A 24,804-nucleotide genomic window follows, 5' to 3' on the forward strand; every position below is an offset into this window, starting at 1 on the left:
CTACCGCGTGGACGCGGAGACCGGCGCGCTGACCCTGGTGGGCAGCGGTGACTTCATCGTCAACGGCTATACCACCGGCAAGCAGTACAAGCCGGTCGGGGTGGCGCTGGACGATGGCGGCTACCTGCTTATCTGGGGCTCGGAGGGCGGCGACGGGGACGGCTCCGCCATCTACGCGCAGCGCTTTGACGCCAACGACCAGAAGGTCGGCCGCGAATTCCTGGTGAACACCACCACGGCGGGCAACCAGGGCAACGGCGGCGACTCGGTGGACGCCACCCACATCTTCGACGCGGTGCTGACGGCGGACGGCAGCGTTTACGTCACCTGGCAGTCGGATAACGTGGACGGCGCGGGCACCGGCATCGAGGGTATCGTGATCGACGTGGACGCGGCGTTCTACTCCGAGTACACGGTGAACACCACCACCACCGGGGCGCAGACGGTCTCGTCGGTGGCCAGCCTGCCGGACGGCGGGGCGATCGTGGTGTGGCAGTCGGCGAGCGGGGACGGCTCCGGCAGCTGCATTATGGGTCAGCTGCTGGATGCCAAGGGCCAGCCGGTGGGCGCGGAGTTCACGGTGAACACCACCACGGCGGGCGATCAGCTGACGCCGCAGGTGGCGGCGCTGGCGGACGGCAGCTTCCAGGTGGTCTGGAGCACCGACTCTGGCGGTCATATCAAGGGCCAGGGCTACAGCTACAGCTACGACAGCGCGGGCAACGTCAACGGCGTGGTGGCTGACGGCGCCGAGTACAATGTCGATTCCAGTACGGCGGCCAGCAAAATGCGCGTTCCGGTCATTACCGGCCTGGATGACGGCGGCTATATGGTGGTGTGGGAAGCGAGTCTGGACGGTACATGGGTGGTCTACGGTCGTCAGTACGACGCCAGCGGCACGCCGGTGACGTCTGAAATAGTACTGGCGACCACCAGCCTGAACGCTAACGCCCTCATTGCAGAATGGGAGCCGCTGCCGTCGGTCACGACGCTGGAAAATGGTCAGGTGGCGATTACCTATGCGATTAAAGCCACCGGCTACGATGTGGGCGTATCGGTTTACGATCCGTCGAGCCATGCGGTGGTGACCAGCTTCGTCGCCAACCAGACCCTGACCAGCGATCAGGCCTCATCAGCCGTCAGCGCGCTGGACAACGGCAACTACGTGGTGACCTGGGACTCGAAGGATACCAGCGGACCGGACCAGAGCGGCTTAGGGGTCTGGGGCCGCATCTATGCGGCGGACGGCACCGCGCTGACCAGCGAGTTCCTGATCAACACCGCAACCGCCAGCGATCAGCATATGGCGAGGGTAGTGAGTCAGGCAGACGGCAGCTTTGTGGCGGTGTTCCTCTCTTCAACCGACACTGCGCCGGGCGCGGGCACCAGCGGCATTTACGCGCAGTACTTTGACGCGGCGGGCAACAAGGTGGGTCAGCAGATGCAGATCAACCAGCTGACCTACGGCGAGCAGGTGGAGGTGGACGCCACCTTCCTGGCGGGCGGTCAGCTCTACGTGACCTGGACCGATCAGGGCGTGGGCGACGGCGACGGTTCGGCCATTAAAGGTCGTTTAATCGACCTGAATGAGACGCTGGGACTGACGCCGGATCGCGGGGCAACGCATATTGAGTATCAACCTGCGCAGTACGATCTCAATGGCACCGCTGGCAATGATGTGCTGGATGCACGTGGCGCTCACTCCGTTGATGCGAATGAAGGCGATGACACTATTGTGATCAACAGCACTGACTTCAGCAGCGTTAAAGGCGGGGAAGGTCACGATATGCTGGTCTGGGATTCTAATAACGATTTAGAGCTCGGCACGGTATCAGGCAAAATTAGTGGCATAGAAGCTATTCATATGGGTAATAACACGGCGCAAACTCTGTTTATCAGCGCCAGCGATGTACTCGAAATCACTAAAGATAATGGTGATGAAGCGAATACATTACATATTACCGGTGATGTGGCTGACTCTGACAGTAATGGCGCAAGTGATACCGTTAATATCAATAAAGCGGAATGGACGGTCTCAACGTCGCAAACCGAAAATGGTGTTAATTACGATGTCTACACCAATAATGATGACACTACCGTCAAGCTGTTAATCCAGCATGGATTAAATGTTATCTGATCCCTCAGGCGGTGGCTTCGGCTACCGCCTCCTTTTTTAGCATGAAAGCAGAAATTACCTTTCTGCATCCGCTTTCGCCCGCTTTCTGACGCTGGCGGCGGCCCCGAATCTACAGATGAAAGTGATAAATAAATCCATCCATTTAGGATTAAAAATCTATATATGCCATTTTTGCAGAATTAACGTTGTCAAATGACACTTCGGGCGGTTACAACAGCCCCGTCGCAGGATTTATGAGGCGACAGGATAAATAGCCAGCCCACTTCACTTGTTATTTTTGAGTTAATTATGAAGAAAATCCTTTTTGCAGCAGAATCAAAATACCCGTTGCGCCGGTTAATAGTGGCACTGCTATTTTTGAATCCTTTATTAAATGCCCACGCAACGGACTTTATTGAAATGATACGCATGACTGCGGATCACCCTTCGGTACGGTCGGCATTATCGACCAGCGCCGGTGCATATTATGATATTGAACAGGCGAAAGCAGCGAATGGTTTTCAGGTGAGTACCGGCGTCAGCGCGGCAGGATATTCCGGGCAGCCAGGTTATGAAAATAATCCGCTATCGCCTCACGTTTCTGTCAGTAAATTACTTTACGACCATGGGCGCACCGATGCCAGCGTTGCCGGTAAACAGGCTGCTTATTCAATGCAGCAAGCGCAAATTAACGTCACACGCGAAAACCTTAATCAGCAGGTGCTTTCACTGTTCACCACGGCAGCGACTAACGCCAAAGTGGTTGGCGTGCTGGATAAAGAGATCGCCGCGTTGCAGGACCTGTTAAACCGGGTTCAGGCAATCGCCACTATCGACAGCGGCCGCGCCTCGGAAATTAACCAGGTCGCGACTCGTCTCAATGCGGTGATCGCCAGCCGCGAAATGAGCAATACCACCTACCAGCAGGCGCTGCAACAGCTCAGCGCACTCCTCAACAATGAGATTGTCCTGACACGCGATCTGCCCGATCTGAAAAAAGCGGGTCTGTTGCCCGCCTCGCTGGCGCAGGCACAGCAGGTGTTAAAGGAGAATCCCAACTGGGCCGTTTCACGGGAACGTAAAGAAGAGGCGAAAGCCGCAGTGGAACTGGCATCAAAGTGGAACCGGCCGAAATGGAGCGTGCAGTTAAGCCTGGACAGCCCGAAGCGCAACGGTGAAATGGAGCCGTTTAAAGCCGTCACGTTACAGGTAAACAGCGACATTAACCTGTGGGACGGCGGCGCTGGCAGAGCGAACGCCAAAGCTGAAACGCAACGGCTGATCGCCGCCGAGGCGGAGCAGGACGCCACACTCCGTACCTTAAAACAGCAACTGGATCAGCTTTGGGTCTCATTACCGCTGCGCGAGCGGCAGATTAACGCCCTGCAGAGACAGTCGGAAACAGCGCTGAAAACCTGGAAAGCGGGCGAAGTCCAGTTCTTCGCCGGTCAGCGGCCGTTAACCGATTTGATCTCTTTCGCCACAGATTACTACACCAGCCTGGCGAGCTATCAGGAGCAGCAAATGCAATACCTGGCGGCCCAATGGCAGATCGTCGCTGCGCTGGGAAAAACCAGCGAGCTGGCGCAGAAGGTTAATACGCTTCCCGCCAACACCATTCAGGCCGTGCGCTAATTCGGCCCGGAAAAAACGAACAGCGTGCCTGGCGGAAGGGATATTTTTACCGCCGGGCCAGGACGAATAAGCCGTCCAGAGGACAAATACCGTGACTGATATTCTTGAGCCTGCTGGCTCTGTAGCAGATGATGAAAAAAGAACTATCCCAAGGCCGCCGCCTGAGATGCAGGAGACCCTGCTGGTCGCCCTGCAAAGCGCGCTGCGGCTGTTTGATGTTCGACTGACGCTGAACGCCCTACGCGCGGATATGCCCGCTTTTCCACCGCATGAGGATATTGCGGCGCAAAACCAGTGGGCGCTGCGCGCGCTCCAGAGCCGTGGCATTAGTGCAGCCTGGCAGCAGATTGACCTGGTTGATGTGAAAAGCTTTGTGCTGCCAGCCATTATGCGGCTGGAAACCGGGTACTGCGTATTAACGCAGTGCAGTGAAAAGCGCTGTGCCATTATCGATCCTGCATTGGGCAGTCAGCCGGTCGAGGTCGATTTTGCGCGTCTTGCCCAGCACTATAGCGGCGAGCTGTTGCTGCTACGGCCAAAATCTTACCTCGACCATCGTGCCGATGACATCGTGCGCGTCGGGGAAGGGCACTGGTTCTGGCATACCTTATGGAGCTTTAAACGCTACATCTATGAAGCTGCCGCGCTGTCGGTAGTGATCAACCTGTTGGTACTGGCGATGTCAGTGTTTACCATGACGGTCTATAACCGGGTACTGCCCAATCAAACCTACGTCACGCTCTGGACTATGGCTATCGGCGTAAGTCTGGCGTTGCTATTTGAACTGGCCGCCCGGCTGGGCCGCGCATGGATCACCGATCGCGCCGGGAAAAAGATTGACCTGGTGCTGGGCGCGCAGCTGTTTCGCCATGTGCTGAAAGGCAAAATGACCAACCGCGCGCAGTCCAGCGGTGCTTTCGGCAACGTTATGCAAAGTTTCGACAGCGTTCGCGAGCTGACCACCTCGGCGGCGCTTACCACCGTCGCAGACTTACCCTTTGTTTTACTGTTTCTGGTGGTGATCCATCTGGTGGCCGGGCCGCTGGTCTGGTGCGTGATCCTGATATTGCTGATTATCGTCACGATGGTGCTGCTGATGCAGATCCCGTTGAAGCGTCATGCCGAAGAGTCGATGAAAATCGGCAGCAACCGTTATGGTCTGGTGATCGAATCGCTGGATAATCTCGAAACCATCAAAGTGCTGCGCGCTGAAAATCTGGTGGCGTCCAAACACGATGTCGCCAGCGTTAAGCTCTCCTCCGTGAACATGAAATCACGCTTTCTCGCCACCATGGGCTCCAGCGTCATTCAGACGATCCAGCAGTTCGGCACCGTCATCCTGCTGGTCTGGGGCGCTTATCTGGTAGGGGATGGTGACATTTCCATGGGGGGCATTATCGCCACCATGACGCTGATGGGGCGCGCCATTATGCCGATTGCGACGCTGGCAGCGTTGGGACTGCGTATTCAGCAGGCGAAAACCTCGCTGGCGATCCTCAACAAAGTCATGCAGGCCCCGACCGAACGTGAAAAAGAGAAAGTCTATGTGCAACTCCCGCAGGGCAGCCAGACCGAAATCGTCTGTGAAGGAGTGACCCTGCGCTACAAAGACGATCTGCCTGCGGTGGTTGAGCAGTTGGATCTCCGTTTCCGCCAGGGCGAACGTGTCGCTATTCTCGGCAAAATGGGCAGTGGGAAATCCTCCCTGCTGCGTCTGCTGGTGGGTCTCTATCCGCCCACCGCAGGCACTATCACTATCGCCGGAGTGGATATCGGTCAGGTAGAGCCGGTGGAGTTGCGCAGTCGTATCGCGCTGGTTAATCAGGAGCCGCGCTTTATGTTCGGTTCCCTGCGCGACAACCTGGTCATGGGCGCGCCTTACGCCAGCGATGAGGAACTGATAGCGGCGGCGAAAATGACCGGCGTCAGCGAGATTATCGCGGCGCATCCAATGGGCTTCGGCATGCCGGTCAGCGAACGCGGAGAGAACTTCTCCGGCGGTCAGAAGCAGGCGATAGCGCTGGCTCGCGCCATCCTGTCGCGCCCGGACGTGCTGCTGCTGGACGAGCCTACCTCAGGTATGGATATGAGGTCGGAACGCATGATCCTGAATGCGCTAATCCCGGCGATGGAAGGCCGGACCGTGATTATTGTGACGCATCGTCCGGCGGTTCTGAAGTATGTCGATCGGGTCATTGTTATGGATGAGGGCGTCAAGGTCGCTGATGGTCCGCGAGAAGAGATTATCAGCCTGTTGAATAGCGGGAAGATCCCGGCTGCCTCAGTGCTGCGCGCCGCAGCCAAACCCGCAGGTGTCGAGATCAGTACAGAGGCTCCGCGCCACTCTGGCGAGGTGACAGCATGAGCATTTTATCGAAAGGCAACAAACGTAAAGAGCAACGCGTGACGGAATACACCGCCAGCGAAATGGTGCTCGCGGCGCGTCAGGACCGTTGGGAAGGCTGGCTCTATATCGCCTGGGGCGGCGTGGCGCTTATGGTGCTGGTCGTGCTCTGGGCGGCCAATTTCAATATTGAAGAGGTGACTACCGGTTCGGCGAAGATCGTGCCCAGCTCTCGTGAGCAGGTGCTGCAAAGTCTGGAAGGCGGCATTCTGCAGGAGCTGATGGTGCATGAAGGCGACACTGTCGACAAGGGGCAGGTGGTAGCGAAAATAGATCCGACGCGGGCCGAAGCTTCGTTTCGTGAAAGCGCTAATCGCCTGCTGGCGCTTAAGGCCCAGGCTGCGCGTCTGGAAGCTGAGGCGACCGGCAGTGAGCTGGTGTTCCCGCGCGAGGTCATGGAGGCGCCGGAATTAGTGGCGCGTGAAACCGACGCCTGGAAGCTGCGTAAACGCGCGCTGGATGAATCTGTCGCAGGCTATCTGAAATCAAAAGCGCTGCTACAAAAAGAGCTGACGATGGCGCGCGAACTCTCAGCCAAATCGTTACTCTCAAAGACCGAGGTGCTGAAGCTTGAGCGACAAGCCAATGATGCTGAATTACAGATTACAGAGCGTCAGAACCGCTACCGTAATGAAGCCAACGATGAGCTATCGAAGGTCGATGTTGAAATGACCAGCCTGCAGGAGACCGCGCTGGGTCGTCATGACACCCTGGAACGCACGGAGGTGCGAACGCCAGTACGCGGGATCGTTAACAGCATCAAGATCAACACGCTTGGCGGGGTGATTCAGCCTGGCGCGGCCATTATGGAAGTGACGCCGCTGGACGATCAGTTGCTGGTTGAAACCCGTATTCGCCCCTCAGATGTCGCTTTTCTGGCACCGGGCCAGGAAGCCGTAGTGAAAATTTCTGCCTATGACTACTCCATTTATGGCGGACTGAAAGGGCATGTACAGAGTATCAGCCCCGGCGCCCTGAAAGATGAGGAGAGCAAAACCGCAAGGCGGCCTGGCGCAGATGACACCTACTATCGCGTAATGGTGCTGACGGAAAATAATACGCTCACCAAAAGCGGCAGTCAGGAATTACGGGTGATCCCGGGGATGACCGCCACGGTCGATATCCGTACCGGCGAGAAGAGTTTACTGCAGTATCTGCTACGACCTTTACTCCGCGTACAGGAAGCGTTCCGCGAAAAGTAACTGTGACCGGGGAGAAAAAGCACGCTGTAAAGCGTGCTTTTTTATGCCCGTTTCAGATGCCGGTAAATAAGCCAGACAGCGCTGGCTTTATTGCGGAAAAGGGCGGGATTACTTCAGAATATAGACACGATCGACGTCAATTTCAGTCCGGCCGTTGTTATGGTCGATTTCGCCGCTGATCCGCACCTTTTTGCCCACCAGGTAGTTGTCATCGTCATCATCATCGTCGACGTCAATGCGAATACGCCCGGTAGAGTCCTGCAACCAGTAGTTATCATCATCAGCCCGGCCGCTGATAGTGCCGGTAATCGCAACGTGACGATCGTCATGCATCTCCTTTGCCTCCGCTACGGTAACCTCCTGACGGGCAAAAGCCGATGATGAGCAGAGCAAGGCCAGCATAATCCATAAGGTTTTTTTCATTAACTACTCCTTTTGTTAAGAGAAACAACTTCTGTTTTTGCGATGAAATCAGAAGCTAAAACGATAGCCTGCATTAACCTGACGCTGATTGAAGCGTTCGCCGTCCACCATATCCGCTTCCAGGAAGAGGGTATGATTACTCATCCGCGCGCTGACGCCGATGCCGTTATTCCAGCCGTTACCCCGGAAGGAAAGACGCTCTTTAGAGCCATTCAGCTTGTAAGTGGCATCGCCGCTGTATTCGCGCATTGCGCCGGTTTTGATATAGGTGTTAAGTTTGTAATCGCTCTGGTTGATCTCATAACCTGCCAGCACGCTGGCGCGGCCCAGCAGAGATTTGTAGCTGGAGAGGTCGATATTCAGGCCGTTAGAGGCGCGCAACGAGGAGCCATCCTGATGACCTGCGGTGAGTTGTAACTGAGGTTCCAGATAAAACCCCGCCGCGTCGTCAGAGAAGCTGAATTTTTTGCCCGCTTCCAGTGACGCGCTGACGCCGGATGAAACGCCGTTGCCGGTTACGCGGTTATTCTGGGTATCGCTAACGCTAAACTGATTGCGCAGGCGGTTGATTTTCACCACACCATCCAGATAGTAACCAGCATCATTCAGCCAGGTACTGTAGAGACCAAAACTCTCAGATTTTGTATTGCCGTCGCCATTTTTATAGTGTGGCGAGCCTTCCGTCGCGCCCATAAACAGACCCAGATAAACCGGCAATTCTTCAGACAAACGTTTATCAACCCCGAACTGATAGCCGGTGTAATTCATGCTGAAATTACTCATTTTGCCGCTGGCAAAGCCGCTGAACCGGCCATCAATGCCGCGCAGCCAGACATTTCCATCGGTTTTACCCTGACGGACATCGCCCATACGCTGCATCAGCGTCTGGGTTTCGGCATAGTTCATCAGATAGCCGATGTTGAGGAAATTAGCGCCCGCATTAGCAGTGCTGGTGATCACCCTGCCGCCGTCCGGCTCTGTAGATGGGGTGGTTGCAGCGTTAGCTGGTGCTTCAGGAACAACAGCGCCACTATTATCTGTCGGCGTGATGTCGTTAATATCAGCCGGCACGAAGCTGGCATTATCTGTTGGCGCAGCATCGGCATTATCCGCAGGTGCTGCTTGGGCTGGAACCTCTTCGGGTTTCGGCGACGAGAGCACCCAGTTGGTACCCTGTTTATTAACGGTATAAACATAACCGCCCAGTTCAACATCTGAATTACCCTTAAACGTAGCAATGCCATCGGGCGTTTCGACCAGGGTCAGCACTTCGTCGCCCGTTGTGACCGCACTGCCGCGGTTCTGAATAGTCAGACCATAATCACCGGCGCTGCTGTCTGTCACCACGATTTTGTCGCCAATGTTGTTGACGCCATCGCCCACCAGATCGGTACGTAATGAAAAGTCCCCGCTGCCGCTCAGCCTGGCGACGGTCAACGTGGAATAGGTATCGTTGTCGGTCGCCGCAGAGAGATCAACCAGCGAGTTGCTCATTTGCAGGTCATCGACGTTGGAACTTTGCGCAACATTCCAGGTGCTATCGGTGAGGTTAACGTTTAAATGGCCGCCGTTGACATTATCGCTGACGGCGCTGCCGGACCAGATTGATCCGCTAGCGAAGCTAAGATCGATTAAGCCGCCCAGAGATTCTATGCTGCCGGTGATATCCATTTTTCCGTCGGCGCTGATAACGCTGGGTGCATAACCGTCATTGTGTTGGGTAGCCATCGCCAGGCCATCCGGAGAACCCATATCTATAGTCAGATCGCCGGTCAGATTGACCTGGCTGTCGGTCATGGAGTAAACGCCAACGGAACTCCCGGAGCCGGTAATGGTCAGCGCGTCGCCGTTAATTACGCCCCCGTTAACAGCCCATAGCCCCAGGCTTACAGCGTCCCCGTTAGTCATGGCGATATCACTGTTTTGTAGGTTTACCACCGCGCCAGCAGACTGCGCCGATACCCCATAACCCTGGGCTGCCTGTACCCTGTTGCGCTCCTCAGCACTGCCGAAAAAATTAACGGTGGCGCTATTGCCCATCGCCACAATACCGCCTGTCTGCTGGGAGGCGATCACGCTACCAGCGCCGATATTCGCTACGCCATCCCCTCTGACTGACAGGCCAGCGGAGGTGGCTCCTGAAGTGCTGATAGTCAGATGGTCGGCGGTTAAATCGCCCAGGCTCCAGATGCCAGCTGAAGTATCCCCAGTGGTAATAATGGTGGAATTACTGCCCAGATCGACCGTACTGTTGAGCTGTATATTGATACCATTCGAGCTGCTGCCGAGGGTATTAATGGTTAACGCATTAGCCTTCAGGCTGGCGACACCGTCAGCCGCATCGCCAATCAATGTATCGACCTGAATACCGTGACTGTTAGTGCCATTCGTTTGAATATTACCGTCACCGCCGATATCGGCGCTGCTGCCATAGCCGTTAATATGCAGCGCCGTGCCGTCATTACCCTGAGTAGTGATTTGCAGCGTATCGGCCAGCAGCGTGGAGGCGTTGCGGATTGCTACGCCTTCAGAAAGGCCGGAGGCAACGATGTTGACTGACGAATCCGATCCTAAATCGGCGCTGACTTTATGGCCGCTCAAATCAAGCCCGACCGCTGTCACGCCGGAAACGTTGAGAATTAATTTGTTTGCTGTAAAACTACTGTTATCCGCCCTTAACAAAACACCTTTGGCATAACGGTCGGCGTCTTTAACGCTAATAGTCGTACCGCTACCCGCTGCGACCGTGCCTGCGGTCCCTTTAGGAACAATAATACCGTAAAGGCCGCCATCTGAAGTATCGCCAATTAGCGTCGTACCATCCCCTAAGATAATCTCGCTGCCTGACTGGCTTCCTACCATAGCCGCACAGGCCATCCCCGGCACCATTCCCATGCCGCTGGCAAGTAATAACGCTTTTGCAATTCTACTCAACTCAAATTTATTGTTCATACCAGTAACTCTTCCGTAAGATTTTAGTGATGAGCCAAAGCTGTCCGAATAGAAGCTATTAATAGTCATGGCTATTAAATGCAGCGCATCGGCCGCTCTGGCGAATGCGAGCCAGTAAATTTGTAATGTTTCCAGTAATTATCTGGGGGCCTGGAAAGCAGCAGGATTATGCAGGGGGGGATTCAATTATGTAAAGATGTTGCAAATGTTTTGTCTGGCTAGCCATTCTGAAGAGAAAGCATCAGGTTAAGATGATTTTCATTAAAAATTAAGAGAATGCAGCCATTGCAAACGAGGAATTCTTGTTAAATTTATTAACATGCATTCTTTTTTTGGAGTATTTATTTGGGCCAGGTCTCTCAGCGGTGAACGGTAAAGGATAAAAACAGAGGGGCGTTGAAGGAAGGTTAATTCACTTCGCTATAAAGTAAGGCGCTCCTCTCCCTTCGTTTTAAACATCGGCCGGTTATTAATAAACATCAACGCTCTGGCACCGATAATTTTGCCTGGATAATGTCAGGGTGGGAGTGAGGCTGGCAGGCCGATGTCTGTGCCTGCTCAAAGCACTTAAGCTGTGCTGGAAAAAACAAATTCAGGAGTGTTACTGATGAGAATGACGAAAACAACTGCCATGCTGCTGCTGACGGGTCTGCAACTCTCCGCTTGCGCACAGCACCCATCGGCAGCAAAAGTTTTAAATATGCGTAACCCCGCTACCGAATGGTGTCTGCATGTGGGGGGCAAGCCTTCGCAGATTAAAACGGAGGCGGGCGCAGAGGGCTATTGCACTCTTCCTTCAGGAGAGTTAATTGAGCAATGGGCGCTTTATCATCGAGCTCATCCAAAGTAAATTCCGCTTCGCTCTGACGCTGATCCCGCCATCCTTAGCCTCTCCCACCGGATGCAACCAACCCGTTCCACTCCTTCAACAAGCTCATCGCGGGGAGAACTTTAGCCCCGCATTTTTTCGCTAAGCACCTCTCCTGAAACGCGCAAATGGATGATACCGTCCGGTAATGCGCCGGGATCAGGCTCTTAAAACAGCCCCTGAGCGTCCCCAGGCGTGAGCGCGCTTTCGGTTATGGGCAACGAACCTGTCAGCACAGAGTGTTCAGGAACCGCCTGAGTTTGCGGTCACTCTCTCAGCAGATAGTTGATTATAATTTCCTCCCCAAATCTGTTTGTCAGTAAATATAAAATAAGTCTGTTAGTTTATAATTATTTCATCCTGGATTTTACTTTATTATACATAAGTTGACGCAAGGGTGTTTTTTAAAACTCACTGTATTTTTTAATATTGTTTATTTACGAAAAATTTCAAGGGTCAGATGTCATGATATTTTACTCCCAATAATTTGTTAACATATTTATAATATCCATTTCCTTTTAAGGGGGATTTTAAATGACCAGTAATAACAGCTAGTTACCAGTTATTTATCTGCAAAGTGTTGGCGTTTATTGATTATGATCAACAAAGTAAGTAAAGGTTGGTTTCTGGTAAGCATGCCTGTAATGGTATTCTCCTTTTAATTACTGTTGTTATTTTAATAAATGATAAACTTATGAGGGTAGTCCATTGAAACATTTAGGCGGCGCGGCTTTGTGCTGCACTGTTTTTATCTGTACCAAATCCTATGCTGGTATTATGCGTCACGATATTGACGTTCAGGAGTATCGTGATTTTGCAGAAAACCTTGGAAAGTATTCTGTCGGAGAAAAAAACATAGCGGTATATACAAAAGAGGGTTTACTGTCTGGCTCTCTGGATTTCGCCATGCCGGATTTCGGCATGGTAGCGAATTATGGTTACAGTACCCTGGTTGCTCCCTCTTATGTCGCCAGCGCCCGCCATAACACCGGTTATAATACGGTCGGCTTTGGCAACGGTGCGCAATATGGTGCGACCTACAAGTTGATTAACCGAAACGAATCGCTTTTATCTAATGTCGATTTTCATTTGCCACGCCTGAATAAGGTGGTTACCGATGCAGCACCCATCGGCACAGTGGAAAAATCAGAAATGATAAAAGGCGATACGTCGCGGTATAGCTGGTTTACTCGTATTGGCGGCGGCACGCAAAGCCAGCTCAGTGAAGAGCAAACAGAACGCATTATACTGAGCGACGCCTATAACTGGGTAAGCGGTGGTACCGTCAATGCCGGTACGGTTGCCTTTACCTCCGGATCGCTACAGGCCACCAACTACGGCCCTGATAACCCGCTGACCTCTCCGCTCTCTATCGGCACTATGGCAGGGGACAGCGGCAGCCCGATGATGGTGTATGACGAGCTGGATAAAGCATGGAAAATTGCTGGCGTACTGCATGGCGCATATGTGGATGATGGCACCGGCTATGGCACAACCAGTATATGGGAGTACATCCCTGATGATTATATCCAGAACATCTCTGAAGCCAACAGTTCGCCAGATGTCGTGGATAGCGCCGCAAACGGCACGCTTTACTGGAGCGATAAAGCGATAACGCAGCAGGGAGCCGCCTGGTCATGGACAGGCCTTGATAAGGCTTATGCGAGTGTTGCGCCAGCAACAGCCAGCAATGCAGAGCTGGATGCGACCAAAGATTTACGCTTCAACGGAGCAGGCGGTGCGATCACGCTTAACGACCCCATTAATATGGGGGCCGGAAAACTCCGCTTTTCGAATAATTACACCGTAAGTTCTGCAGAAGGGATAAACGCCACCTGGGTTGGCGGAGGCATGGAGGTGGATGCCGGCAAAGAGGTGCTGTGGCAGGTTAATGGTTTAGCAAATGACGCGCTGCATAAAATCGGTGCCGGAACGCTGCATATCAATGCCGCGGGCGTTAACGAAGGCAGTCTTAACGTGGGAGACGGCACGGTTATCCTTGACCAGCAGGCGGATAGTGCAGGAAATAAGCAGGCTTTCTCATCGGTAACACTGGTAAGCGGCCGTCCTACCGTGGTGCTGCAGGATGGTGATCAGGTGGCGGCCAGCGACATCTATTTTGGCTATCGCGGCGGTAAGCTGGATTTAAACGGTAACACGCTGACCGCTAAAAAAATTAACCATACCGACAGCGGCGCAGTGCTGGTTAACCATCGCGCCGACCAGAACGCTACGCTTAACATCACGGGGTATACCTCTGCGGATGTCGCTTTAAATACATTCTCCGGCAGTAATCCGAAGGGGACGCCGGGTTCAATTTATGTTTACAACAATCCTTATACCAAAGAGACCGAGTATTTCCAGCTAAACACCTCTTCTTACTGGTATTTTCCGACGGATAAAAGTTCAACCTCAACCTGGACCTATCTGGGAACAAACAGTGATGCGGCGGTTAATTACCGTTTAACGCAGTTAAACCAACAGGTTTTCCGCGGCTTTTTGGGCGAAACGAATCAGAGCGCGGTGAATGGCGGCATGGACGTCACGCTGAAGCCTGAGAACGCGACGGCAATAATGGCGCTGACTGGCGGCATGAATCTGAATGGCACGCTCACCGTCGAAAAGGGTACAGCGATACTCTCAGGCCAGCCAGTTGCGCACGCGGGCGGCACCGTCATTGAGGATGACTGGTCAACCTCGCTGTTTAAAGCCAGCGAAATCAATGTTGGTAAAAATGCGGCATTGCAGGTTGGCGAGTATGCCGGGGTCCAGGCTCGTTTTGTGGCGGATGACTCTGCGCGTCTCGCTTTTGGCTATAACAATAGTGAAACGGTGGATGAAAAGAGCTGGCGTTGCTATTCCGTTATCTATCAGGACGCATCGTCCTGCAGCCAGCCGGTGCGTGACGCCGATGCGCTGGCGCTGCTGCCAGCCAGTGAAGTTACAGGCGATGTGCAGTTGGCGAATGACGCTTCACTCTATCTCGGTAAGGTGAATTACCAGGGCGCTGTAACATCATCCGGCAGCACTCGCATGACGCTGGATGCAAATGCTAACTGGGTTATGACGGACAACAGTCATGTCGGCACGCTGTATGCGCAGAAGGGGGCGAAGATTTCTATGGTGCCAGCGGGAAGCTGGCGTGCAAAAAACCTTGAGGTCGATTCGCTGGAGGCTTCCGACCTCAGGATCGTATCAGGAGTGAAACCTGCCACGCTGGAAAGTGACAAACTCACTATTCAAACCTCAGTCAGCGGCGGCAATAATCTGCTGGATGTGAATCTGCTGGTGGAGGCCGGGGAACAGGTTTCGCTGAAACAGGATATAGTGATGATCGATGCGCCAGCAGGCACTGCGCATGATTATTTTTCCTTCGCCAGCGGTCACAGCGGCTTCAGCGTCTACACTCCGAACTACCAGGTAAAAGATCAGAACGATCGCGTTTTATGGGTGCTTGAACATAATCAGACGCAGCCCGAGACGCCGGTAGAGCCAACAGCTCCGGAAACGGGCGCTGATACGCCCGCTCAGGGCGATACCACGCCGGAAACGGGCGCTGATACGCCAGCGCAGGGCGGCACCACGCCGGAAACGGGCACTGATACGCCAGCGCAGGGCGGCACCCCGCCGGAAACAGGCGCTGATACGCCAGCGCAGGGCGACACCACGCCGGAAACGGGCACTGATACGCCAGCTCAGGGCGACACCACGCCGGAAACGGGCACTGATACGCCAGCGCAGGGCGATACCACGCCGGAAGCAGGCGCTGATACGCCAGCGCAGGGCGATACTACGCCGGAAACGGGCACTGATACGCCCGCTCAGGGCGACACCCCGCCGGAAACAGGCGCTGATACTCCGGCTGCGGGTGAGGGGAGTGAGGCGAAACCCGATGCTGAAGCGCAGCCCGATGAGGCGGTTAATCAGCCGGCGTTCAATCCGGATGAGTGGTTTACGATTTATGATAACCAGCCACTGATTCAGAATACGCGTGCAATGATGGCATCGCGCCAGTACATCTTTAGCGAAGCCATCAGTCAGCTCTATAACCGAACCGACAGGCTGCGCGCTTCGCCGGAAAATAGCGGAGCGTGGGCGACGCTGGAGCAAAGGAAAGGGAGTTTTCTCGGCCTGAATGCCAGTCAGCAGACGTTGAATGTGGGTTGGGATAAGCAGAATGAGGCGCAAACTCTGGGTGTCAGCGCCAGCTACACACAGGGCGAAATCAAAGGCAATGGCAAGGAAAACCACCGTCTGGCCACTGTCGGCGCGTATTACTCATGGCAATCGGAGAGAGGATGGTTTGTTGATGCCGCCAGCCGCTTTATGTATCTGAACCAGGAAATAACGCTGGATCCTGCGCTGGATATTAACGGTAAAAAGCGTTCCAGCACTATGTTAGCGGGAAGCCTGCGAAGTGGTTACCAGTTCAGTTTTGCAGATGACACCCTGCTGATCTCACCTTTTGTCGGGGTCAGCGCTGGCGTGCTTTCCGGCTATTCCCTGCAGGGGCAGGACGCCCGGGTAGCACTCAGTTCAGCTACTCCATACTACGGTACCGGCGGAATAATGGTGCAAAAACGCGGGCTTGGGGAAGAGCTGAAAAATGTCAATCTGACGGCCAGCATTGCCTGGCAATACTCTCCAGGCAAAAACGGTTCAAAGACGACGCTTTCAGATCGCCAGTCAAACCGTCAGTACCAGGCCTGGTCCGACAATCGCTACCGTGCAAAAGTGGGCGTTGAAGGGGCTGCAACCCAGAATGTTTCGTTAAGTGCTGGTGTTGAGAGCAGTTTTGGTGGCGTCTTCAAAACGGACTATAGCGGAGTAGTCGGTTTCTCTTATCACTTCTGATCTAAAAAGAGCATCACGTCAGGCAGAGTGATGCTCTTTTATATCAGCAAAGAATAGCGAATTTATGGATGAGTTTTCAACAGCGGGTTAATGATCAGAAGCTTTCTTAATTAACCTGCCGCCATACTTCTGCTGGAATGTCTTTATAGGTTTTATTCATTAACAGTTCAGCCTTGCGATGATCGCAAGCCCCTTCAAAAGTGCAGATGTCGCGCGAAGGGATTTTTTTACGCATATAGCTGGTGACAATATCGAGGATATCTTTGGAGGGACAATGTCTTAACTCACTCAGGTAATCAGTTTTATTCATGATCTTCTCGCAAATTTATTAGTGAAATTTACATACTATAGATGTTATCAACTCTTTGAATTTGTGTCTTTCGGTGAGGGCTGCTCATCTTTAACGCGTACGGCATCGCCTCCGCAGATGCCGATATTTACCGCTTCTGTTTCGTTGTTCTGAAGCCATCGCGTAAACCATTGATGATGCCCCCCTGTTGGAATTATGACTTCCAGACGCTAAAACAAGGCATATGGCCTGATGGTGAAAATGATCAGATCCCTGCCAGACAACCTGTAGTTTCAAACCGGATCTCTCTGTGGAAATTTCAAAGATCGGCAAAATTCCAATAAGCCCGACACCAAATTAGCTGACGCTAAAATATTAATTAGACGTCGTTGTCAGGCCTTTATAGTTATTAGCTTCATCAAGATCAAGCATGAAAAGACTAATCTGATGATAGCGTTTTAACCGCTAAAGGTTTTCAGAAATAACATTCAGGTCAAAATGGGTTATTACGATCACCTCTTTATTGTTCTAATGCGCTGAAATTTAATGCTTATTCTGAAACAGAATGCAGGCTGTTATTTCTCTGACACTAACAAAGTGGCAGCAAGTCTGTAACTATGGTCGCCATGATGATCAGATAAAAAATTCTCTGTTGATTTATGGTTGATATAAGCGACGCAGAAAATTTTACCCGTTATTCAGGATTAGCGCTGTTAGTAAGCGGCATGGAGCAGAGCTAACAAGTTCAGTGGATATATTTGGCGACAGGCGAACTGACACTATCTCATGCCAGATTAAACCGCAGGGTATAGCAGAAAACAGCATTTATGCAAAATATTTTACAGCGCCGCTGAGAGTGCGAAAATAAAAGAGGCAGCCAAAGCGTAGTAATGTAAATAAGATGTTGCTGGCTCCTGCCATGTTTGTTTATCGTTGATTTAATAGCGTGGCGCTAAAATTGATCGGGAAAAATTATTTTAACAATAAACGTTCTGTCTGAACAGGTTACTGCCTGTAGCGTAGCCAGCAAGCCGTTTACCCGGAAATAACGGAGTAAAAAATGAAATGCCCAAACAGAAATGATGTGCGAAGCAACACATGGCGGTTAATACTGATTTTTTGCATCCTGTTCTGGAGCGGTGTCGGTATCGTATTTTTTTTACTGACCAGATAATGCCAGAGTATTTTTATATAATTCAAAATAAGCCCCGCCTTTCCTGAGGCTTGTAAGGATAAAATGTTGCTGGCGGTACAACAGGCCAAATGCGCTTGCGCCGATGTAGCGTTTACCTTACCGGTCTTATTGCTTTTATTCCTGGCCCTGAATCTATGACCAGCTGTTGACGGCCCCATTTTTTCTGATAATGACCGCTTCGCCGCCATGCCCTTACTCCCGTTACATGGCTACTTAGCCTGCCAGGTTCGCTGTTATTCGGAAATGCTTTTTAAACTTATCCTAAACTGAATTATCCCGATCTGTTTCTTTAATGTTAAGCACAATTTTTACTTGTTAATAACATAGTAAAATCCTGGCGGTAATTTATTTTAATCGCTTGTTTAACAGCAGTTTAAACAATCAAAGATAATGGCCCTTCAGGGGCAAAAAAAAAGCGTGTTAATTCACTTAACATTGCGTTTTTTTTTGGAGTTGACGATCGATATCACAATTTTTAGAATTCAGTTCATCCAGTATATGCCAGGAGAATCTTACTGAAATGAAAACCAATAGAGAGTTACATTATGTGCCTGGAAACTTCGATCTCTCAAAAGACCGTCTGATAGTAAAATTAAAAAATGCATCACCACACTTTGAAGATCTGGTTAATTCCCTTAAACTTAAACCGGGGAATTCACTGACTGCTGCCGATTATTACTCTGTTCGCGCAGGAATAAAACGCTTTTTATTTATTTATGACGATCTGAAGCAGGATTATTCTTCAGTACGTGAATTACTTTGCGAGCTGGACTGCATCCTGAATTAACGTTACTTCATAAAAGCTAATTTAAAATAACGGTAAAATATTTATGCGTTTTTCCAGAATGACCGTTTTTGCTGCATTGATCATGGTTTTCGCCACGTCCTTTTTCGCTTCTGGTGGAATGACTGTGCACTCTGTACGGATAATTTATCCAACTGCTTCTCAGCAGGAAAGCGCGTCAATAATGCACGCCTCCAACAGTAAGAGTTTTCTGAGACAATTGGGGGTGAAAAATGCATCAGGGGAAAAAGCGAACGAAATTGTCATGACGCCGATCATATATGTAAATGGCCCCGGAAATGAAAACAAGCTACGGATTATGCCTGTCCAGGGAAGTTTTCCCAGCGACCAAAAGTCGCTCAGTTACTTCGTTTCTAAAACAATATCATCGATTAATAAAACTACTGGTCAGGACACTTTTAAAATTGCTATGGCTAATCGAATCAAACAATACTTTTTGATGATGATTCAGGAAATGAATGGATGGCGGACGGGATATCTGAATATGAGCCTGGCGAGATGAATCACAGCGAGGTAAAACGGTTACGCCGCAGGTAGTGGTGATGGAGGAAAACCTGATGCGCAACCAGAAAGGGATAAAGTGACAACAACCATTACCATGAACTTTTCAGGGAAGAGTCTGCGGCTTCTGAGTCTTTTACTCTCTCTGGGTTCGGCTCCGTTTGTAAAACCAGCGCCATGCCTCTCCTCAGAAAAACACTGAAAGAATATATTCAATTTCCGTTTGCAGTTTTTTTAACTCATCAAAATAGTGTTTGCAGGAATCACTATAATGGTTGTGCAGACACTCTTTGAGTTTTTCATGGATAAAACGATAGGATGCCGCGTCCAGATTTTTACTACAAACAGTTTGTAAAAAAGCCAGAATACAACTGCACTCTATAAAGCCATAAAACTCAATTATTTTAATCAAATATTCGCGGTTCAACGTATCAGGGCTGGGAAGGATCATGATTCTCTCCTGCGAAAATTTTCTTTCGGAAAATACCTGTGCTGGCGTATAAAAGGAGCCAAAAGGGCAATGCTCAACAGAGAGTGTATGCTAATGGATAACGCCTTAAATGAAATATTAAATTGCAACAAACCTGTAAAATAGATTTTTTATCTGTAATTTAGATTATAATTAAAATATTTCACTGATCCCTCGCGACGCAAAGTATACGGCACTGTAAACAATATTGTGGTTCCCTTTCTAAGTGACACACCCGGTTAAGCATCCCAGCCGTGCAAATTGATAATATCAGCTTTGTTTACTTGCTGTTCTTGCTGTAAAACCAGCAGCAATTTATCAGATTTTTCCGGCAAGGGTGCTGTGCCGCGTAAAAATTTTACTTTCCTGCCAACGAAAAAATCAATTACATCATTTTCAAAATGCTGAGCAAATTTAAATTTATTTCTTCTTTTACAAAATTAAAGTGAATCAGCAACAAAATGAAAGTTATGAACTGTTGTTGCTGATTTTTTTCTGTATCGCCTGAGAAAATTACCACTCTATTGAAAAAGCGTTGCAGTAGTATGTGTGATCATTATCGGGAAAGAATTTCTTTTATAAATAAGCAACGACAGAAGTTGAACTTTGCAGCACTCAACGGTGGACCTAATAACAATCTGCCAGAAAATGTAAAGCGCACATGATTATGTACAGGCATGGCGGATAAAGATTTACCAGATACCAGAGCAGCGTCAGGTGTTAAGAAACACCCCATGCCAGCAATTGGGAGAATGAAAATATGGCAGACATCATTGATGAGGCGATGGAAGCAATTGCCCTGATAGAAGGTTTAGAGGTGGAGGTTATTCGCAGTCGGTTAAGCCGCCCCGGTCGTGACATTTGTGAACATTGTGGTGAGGAAATTCCTGTGGCGCGGCGCCAGCTGCTGCCTTCGGTAACGACCTGCATTACCTGCCAGGAAATTCAGGAGCTTCGGGAACGAACCGGACAGGTGGGCCACGCCAGCAGGCAATGGGCAGTAGATAATTAGACGCTATAGTCGTTGCTAATTGAACGGCCCCGCTCAGGAGACACACTGTCGCAGAGATAGCGTGGCAGGCGTTTTACTCCACAGAGAACATAGCTGTTCTGTCATTCTGGCGGGGTTTTTTATTACCATTAAAGTCTGGATGCTGTCTGGCAGATTGACAGAGACGGAATCTTTCTGGGTATTTACAGGCTGGCTGGGTTCAGTTCAGGCTGTTTTTAGCAAAATGGCTCTCAGTATTGCGATTTTTCCATTTCATACAACATAAAATTAACGATACTCGTGATCGCAATTTTCAAATAAAATACGATAGATAAGCTGCGCCAGGTGAGTGAAAAAATCTGGTTCGCTCGCCGTCTCCTTATCAATAAGACATTGCGCCGTATCGATAAGTGCCATCACATGTATCTTATGCAAAGCGAGAATCAAAAACGTAATGCCCAGTACAATCCAGATAAGCATCAGGAGGTTTGATTTTTTCAGCGGGGCAAAAATATCTATCCATTCTATAAGCATTGGTAGGGGCAGAGTAGGCATAGCTGAAGTGGTAACAAAAATATTACCATTTAATGCAGTGTCTGTGTCACTTAGTTATAGGATTTCATCCATTTTAATTTTCTTAATAGAGGATGCAGGTTAATTAGTTGAGTTGATGAAGTAATAATGGTGATCTTGAATAAATAACTTGGTGTATATCAAAGGCAGAGGCTTAAAGTAATTTAACCTTGACAATACATTTACCCTGAATGCTTTACATAAAATGATCACTTTACTCCCATTAATAGTTTTTGCTGACAATCACCTGTGGTGAATTTTCAGTGTGCAGGCGTCTTTGAATAAAGGGCTGTCGAAGAGATGGGAGACTTAAAAATTCAAAAGCACTAAAAAGGGGATAGCGCCCGGCAGGCCGGGCCAGGAGCAGAGCACTTGCGAAGAAAATTCTTCATTACAGTGTGTAGCAGAACTGGGGGAATCATGGTGTTGACGGGAGCGGCAACACTTTGGGGGAGTATAAAAGTACCCATACAGCCGCTAAATTTACCCTGGCTTATGATTAAACATCGGCAGGTATCAGCCTTAACACTCCGTCAGAAACTGAACTTTTGACCACTCAGGGCATCCCCGTCATCGCAGGTCAAAAATCAGCGGTTGTGATGCCAGCGGATGCTGGTGAGGTTTGGCTGGCTAACCCTTCCCCGCGTTCTTTTAAGCTACTATCCATGACTATGCCGGAATGCTAGTTACGCCTTATCTTCAGATAAGCATCATCACAACGGCAGTAAATTTATCACTTCGACATTAAACCCGCTGCCAACGGTAACGTCGGTAAATGTAATAAAAAAGTTATCGTTTGCTAAAGAATAAAGTTTAAGCCGCATTGATGTTTGATGGGGTAAATTGATAACTATCAAAAGGTTAATAATAAAGGTAAACGACAATATGAAGAAAACGTGCCTGCTTCTGCTGACTTTTTTGCTCAGCGGTTGTATCGACCCTGTGCCTGGTGGCCTGCATCCAGAGTTGAAAGTGGCTTATTTCGATGGTCATAAGCAGTTAGTGGAAAATTGCCTTTATGATTCAGCAATTAGCCAGCACCTTTCACTGATCCCCAGCGATCCTTTGCCGGGTGGGAGCGATCGTTTCTATTTACAAAACAGCCGCATGGAAAACGTCGCCTCACTTGATGTGTCTGATTTTGGTAATAATCAGACCAGCGTAGACTTCTTTTATGCCCGGCATATACCTGAACTTCATTCAGCGATATCGGCAATGATTACCTATTGCAAAAAGTGATGCTGATCCCTACAGCCCGACGCTGGCCGTTTCCTTTATCAACCCTTTCTTCTGTTACCTTTGGGCAGGCTTTCTGGCGGCGAAAGGCTAGTTAAACCTGCACCATTTCGATTGACCTGATTCCATCGACTAATGACCTGAGAGCATATCACGGCCTGTTCCCTCTTCATCTTATAGTGAACCCACTCGCATCCATCCTGCCAGACAACGGCAAACGCGGTGGATTAGCCCTAAAATCTGATGAATGACTGGAGCTATCAATGAAATTAACGCAAATCCGCAACGCCACGCTTCTGCTGGAGTATGCCGGTAAAAAATTTTTTATCGACCCGATACTGGCAGAAAAGGAAGCCTGGAAGGGCTTTGCCGGGAATGCCCGCCCGCATTTGCGTAATCCCATGGTTTCCCTGCCTGTGGCTGTAGAAGATTTACTGGCTGTTGATGCCGTTATCCTGACCCATACTCATACCGATCACTGGGATGAAGCGGCGCAGCAGGCTGTTCCCAAAGATATGCTTATCTATACGCAGAATGAGAGTGACGCGGCGCTGATCCGTTCTCAGGGTTTTCTTAACATCCGCGTTCATCAAAGATGAAAATCACTTTGTTGATGGCCTGACTATTTATAAAACCGACGGGCAGCACGGCAGTAACGAACTGTATGCAGATGCGCAATGGGGTGAACTACTGGGGGATGGCAACGCTGGAACAATCTGCCCCCTCTGATTAAACATAGATTACGGCGAACATTAATTTCACTATCCTAAACAGCCCCTTCTTAATCAATTACGTTTTGTTTGTTAAAAAATGGTCTCACTTGCTGTAAACTAAACCCACAAATTTATAAGGGATTAGCGAATGGCTCTTAATGGAAAAATGCTTTTAAATGGTGCGGATATTGCGCCGCTTGAGTTCCCCGGCGTGGAAACGTTTATGGCATTTACGGGCAACGGGGCGTACAAAAATCGCGGCGGATGCGGCAAATATTCAGGTAAGCCCGCAGGCGATGGGCCAATCCCCGAAGGGTGTTACTGGATTGTCAGTCGTGGCAGCGGTGGCACTATTTCAAAGATTATCGCTTTCGTGAAAGACGAGTACAACAAACAAGCAAATGGCGCTGAATTTTCCCATTCAGAATGGTTTGCACTCTATCCGAACGACTGGAATATAGACGACACTCTCTGAATTGAAGGTGTTAAACGTGAGCATTTTCGACTGCATCCGGGCGTACTGTCTGACGCCTGCATTACCCTTGTGAGCAACGCCGATTTTTGCACGCTGCGTAATGCATTGTTAGCTACGACGCAAATACAGGTGCCTTGTATGAAAGACCTGAAAGCCTACGGTATGATCGAGGTAGTCAATAATGGCTATAACATTTGCCCGTAGGCTGGATAAAATCGCCTGGTTTGCCGTGTTGTTCTATATTGGCACGCGCTTTATTTACCCGGTGAAGTTTATTAGCCTTTACACTTCTGAGCGATTTGCGCAATGGGTACATGGATACTCAAGCCAGGAAAATTTTGATGATCTGTGGGTGCTGACGTGGGTGGTGTGTTCGCTAGTGTTCGCCGTGGTGGGATACCTGACATCAATGTGGGGGATTCGAAAAGTGCGCCGGTGATGGCGCACTATCACTAAGTCGTTTTGCGCTCGTTCCATGCATCGGCAAACTGCACGTTACCATCAACATAGTGCCAAATGATTTTTTCGTAGTTCAGGCTGATGTGTTCGACGTGGTTAATCTGCGAGCTGTAGAGCTTCGTGTTCGGAATCGACGTATTAACGCTCGTTACCTTCACGTTTTCCAGTATGATTTTGTAGTAACAGACCTCTTGGCCCGCATCGTTGATTTTAAAGAAACGGATCTCTGCGCTTTTCAATGCCTGTCCAGTCACTGCTGCACGGTTAAGGTATGGCGATGAACTGTCAATTTCTTTCTACAGCATCATAGATGAATGCTGGCGGGTACCTGTAATTTTACCACTCGCTGTATCGACTGGTAACGTTAATCCATGCGACAGGCCGATAATCTCAATACTACTCTCACGGTCTTATACATCGACAGAGCCTTTGATGTCTGCGTCGCCGTCGTCCTTCAGCCACATATTCGCGGGAATTGGCATTTTCCTTTTTACTCATGTTGTTATTAAATCCCTGCAAAAATTGTAGGCTTTATGGGTTGACGAGTAAACGATCAAATTTTCGTTTCCAAAACGGCCTACATCCAGGCTGGTTAAATAATGCGTTAACCGTACAATAATTTTCGGTATCCAAACTGCCCCCAT

Annotated in this window: 16 protein-coding genes and 3 pseudogenes; 13 read left to right on the plus strand and 6 right to left on the minus strand. The window is 50.2% G+C overall.

Translation table 11 applies throughout. The annotated features are described in order from the left end of the window. From SD961_RS05560 to SD961_RS05575, 4 genes and pseudogenes are all read left to right on the plus strand, one after another. Window positions 1-2,137 (plus strand): annotated as a pseudogene (locus SD961_RS05560) (hypothetical protein); the annotation flags it as partial. Between the two features lie 399 nt (window positions 2,138-2,536). Next, window positions 2,537-3,751, plus strand: a complete 1,215-nt coding sequence (locus SD961_RS05565) for a TolC family protein (protein ID WP_318789408.1) — start codon at window positions 2,537-2,539, stop codon at window positions 3,749-3,751. A 91-nt stretch (window positions 3,752-3,842) separates the two neighbouring features. Next, window positions 3,843-6,116 (plus strand): type I secretion system permease/ATPase, encoded by a 2,274-nt coding sequence (locus tag SD961_RS05570; RefSeq protein WP_318789409.1) that lies wholly within the window; start codon window positions 3,843-3,845, stop codon window positions 6,114-6,116. After that, window positions 6,113-7,357: an HlyD family type I secretion periplasmic adaptor subunit gene (locus SD961_RS05575; protein ID WP_318789410.1), complete on the plus strand. Its 1,245-nt coding sequence runs from the start codon at window positions 6,113-6,115 to the stop codon at window positions 7,355-7,357. Before SD961_RS05570 ends, SD961_RS05575 begins: the two co-directional genes overlap by 4 nt. Before the next feature lie 108 nt (window positions 7,358-7,465). Here the strand turns inward: SD961_RS05575 and SD961_RS05580 are convergent, their stop codons facing one another. Further along, window positions 7,466-7,780 (minus strand): NirD/YgiW/YdeI family stress tolerance protein, encoded by a 315-nt coding sequence (locus SD961_RS05580; RefSeq protein ID WP_318789411.1) that lies wholly within the window; start codon window positions 7,778-7,780, stop codon window positions 7,466-7,468. Window positions 7,781-7,828: 48 nt separating this feature from the next. After that, entirely contained in the window at window positions 7,829-10,732 is a 2,904-nt protein-coding gene (locus SD961_RS05585) for an autotransporter outer membrane beta-barrel domain-containing protein (RefSeq protein ID WP_318789412.1), read from the minus strand. Between the two features lie 613 nt (window positions 10,733-11,345). Between SD961_RS05585 and SD961_RS05590 the strand changes: the two genes are divergently transcribed. Together SD961_RS05590 and SD961_RS05595 are read left to right on the plus strand one after the other, a co-directional pair. Beyond that, window positions 11,346-11,582 (plus strand): DUF333 domain-containing protein, encoded by a 237-nt coding sequence (locus SD961_RS05590; RefSeq protein ID WP_318789413.1) that lies wholly within the window; start codon window positions 11,346-11,348, stop codon window positions 11,580-11,582. Between the two features lie 750 nt (window positions 11,583-12,332). After that, window positions 12,333-16,454, plus strand: a complete 4,122-nt coding sequence (locus SD961_RS05595; RefSeq protein ID WP_318789761.1) for a S6 family peptidase — start codon at window positions 12,333-12,335, stop codon at window positions 16,452-16,454. 106 nt (window positions 16,455-16,560) lie between these two features. Here the strand turns inward: SD961_RS05595 and SD961_RS05600 are convergent, their stop codons facing one another. Together SD961_RS05600 and SD961_RS05605 are read right to left on the minus strand one after the other, a co-directional pair. After that, a complete protein-coding gene (locus SD961_RS05600; protein WP_318789414.1) occupies window positions 16,561-16,764 on the minus strand; it encodes an Hha/YmoA family nucleoid-associated regulatory protein in 204 nt (67 codons plus the stop codon). Window positions 16,765-17,778: 1,014 nt separating this feature from the next. After that, complete coding sequence (locus SD961_RS05605) at window positions 17,779-18,126, minus strand: hypothetical protein (RefSeq protein WP_318789415.1); 348 nt, start codon at window positions 18,124-18,126, stop codon at window positions 17,779-17,781. 332 nt (window positions 18,127-18,458) lie between these two features. Here SD961_RS05605 and SD961_RS05610 point away from each other — a divergent pair, with 332 nt between their 5' ends. Both SD961_RS05610 and SD961_RS05615 read left to right on the plus strand, forming a co-directional pair. Further along, window positions 18,459-18,725, plus strand: a complete 267-nt coding sequence (locus tag SD961_RS05610) for a hypothetical protein (protein ID WP_318789416.1) — start codon at window positions 18,459-18,461, stop codon at window positions 18,723-18,725. A 43-nt stretch (window positions 18,726-18,768) separates the two neighbouring features. Continuing rightward, window positions 18,769-19,245: a fimbria/pilus periplasmic chaperone gene (locus SD961_RS05615; protein WP_318789417.1), complete on the plus strand. Its 477-nt coding sequence runs from the start codon at window positions 18,769-18,771 to the stop codon at window positions 19,243-19,245. Between the two features lie 186 nt (window positions 19,246-19,431). On the opposite strand, the gene SD961_RS05620 is transcribed toward SD961_RS05615, so the two are convergent. Then, window positions 19,432-19,695: a hypothetical protein gene (locus SD961_RS05620; RefSeq protein WP_318789418.1), complete on the minus strand. Its 264-nt coding sequence runs from the start codon at window positions 19,693-19,695 to the stop codon at window positions 19,432-19,434. A gap of 778 nt (window positions 19,696-20,473) precedes the next feature. On the opposite strand from SD961_RS05620, the gene SD961_RS05625 reads away from it, so the two are divergent. From SD961_RS05625 to SD961_RS05645, 5 genes and pseudogenes are all read left to right on the plus strand, one after another. Further along, on the plus strand, window positions 20,474-20,725 hold the full coding sequence (locus SD961_RS05625; RefSeq protein ID WP_318789419.1) for a TraR/DksA C4-type zinc finger protein: 252 nt from the start codon (window positions 20,474-20,476) through the stop codon (window positions 20,723-20,725). A 1,437-nt stretch (window positions 20,726-22,162) separates the two neighbouring features. After that, window positions 22,163-22,516, plus strand: a complete 354-nt coding sequence (locus SD961_RS05630) for a hypothetical protein (RefSeq protein ID WP_318789420.1) — start codon at window positions 22,163-22,165, stop codon at window positions 22,514-22,516. 260 nt (window positions 22,517-22,776) lie between these two features. Further along, a pseudogene (locus SD961_RS05635) lies at window positions 22,777-23,212 on the plus strand (MBL fold metallo-hydrolase); the annotation flags it as partial. A gap of 162 nt (window positions 23,213-23,374) precedes the next feature. Next, window positions 23,375-23,701, plus strand: coding sequence for a tlde1 domain-containing protein (locus SD961_RS21690; protein ID WP_412916655.1), 327 nt, complete (start codon window positions 23,375-23,377; stop codon window positions 23,699-23,701). Between the two features lie 181 nt (window positions 23,702-23,882). Continuing rightward, on the plus strand, window positions 23,883-24,140 hold the full coding sequence (locus SD961_RS05645; protein ID WP_318789421.1) for a hypothetical protein: 258 nt from the start codon (window positions 23,883-23,885) through the stop codon (window positions 24,138-24,140). Between the two features lie 13 nt (window positions 24,141-24,153). On the opposite strand, the pseudogene SD961_RS05650 reads toward SD961_RS05645, so the two are convergent. After that, window positions 24,154-24,642: pseudogene (locus SD961_RS05650) on the minus strand (Hcp family type VI secretion system effector). Window positions 24,643-24,804: the final 162 nt, after the last annotated feature.

The sequence above is a fragment of the Erwinia sp. MMLR14_017 genome, assembly GCF_033657285.1.
In the GTDB taxonomy this organism is placed as follows: Bacteria; Pseudomonadota; Gammaproteobacteria; order Enterobacterales; family Enterobacteriaceae; genus Erwinia.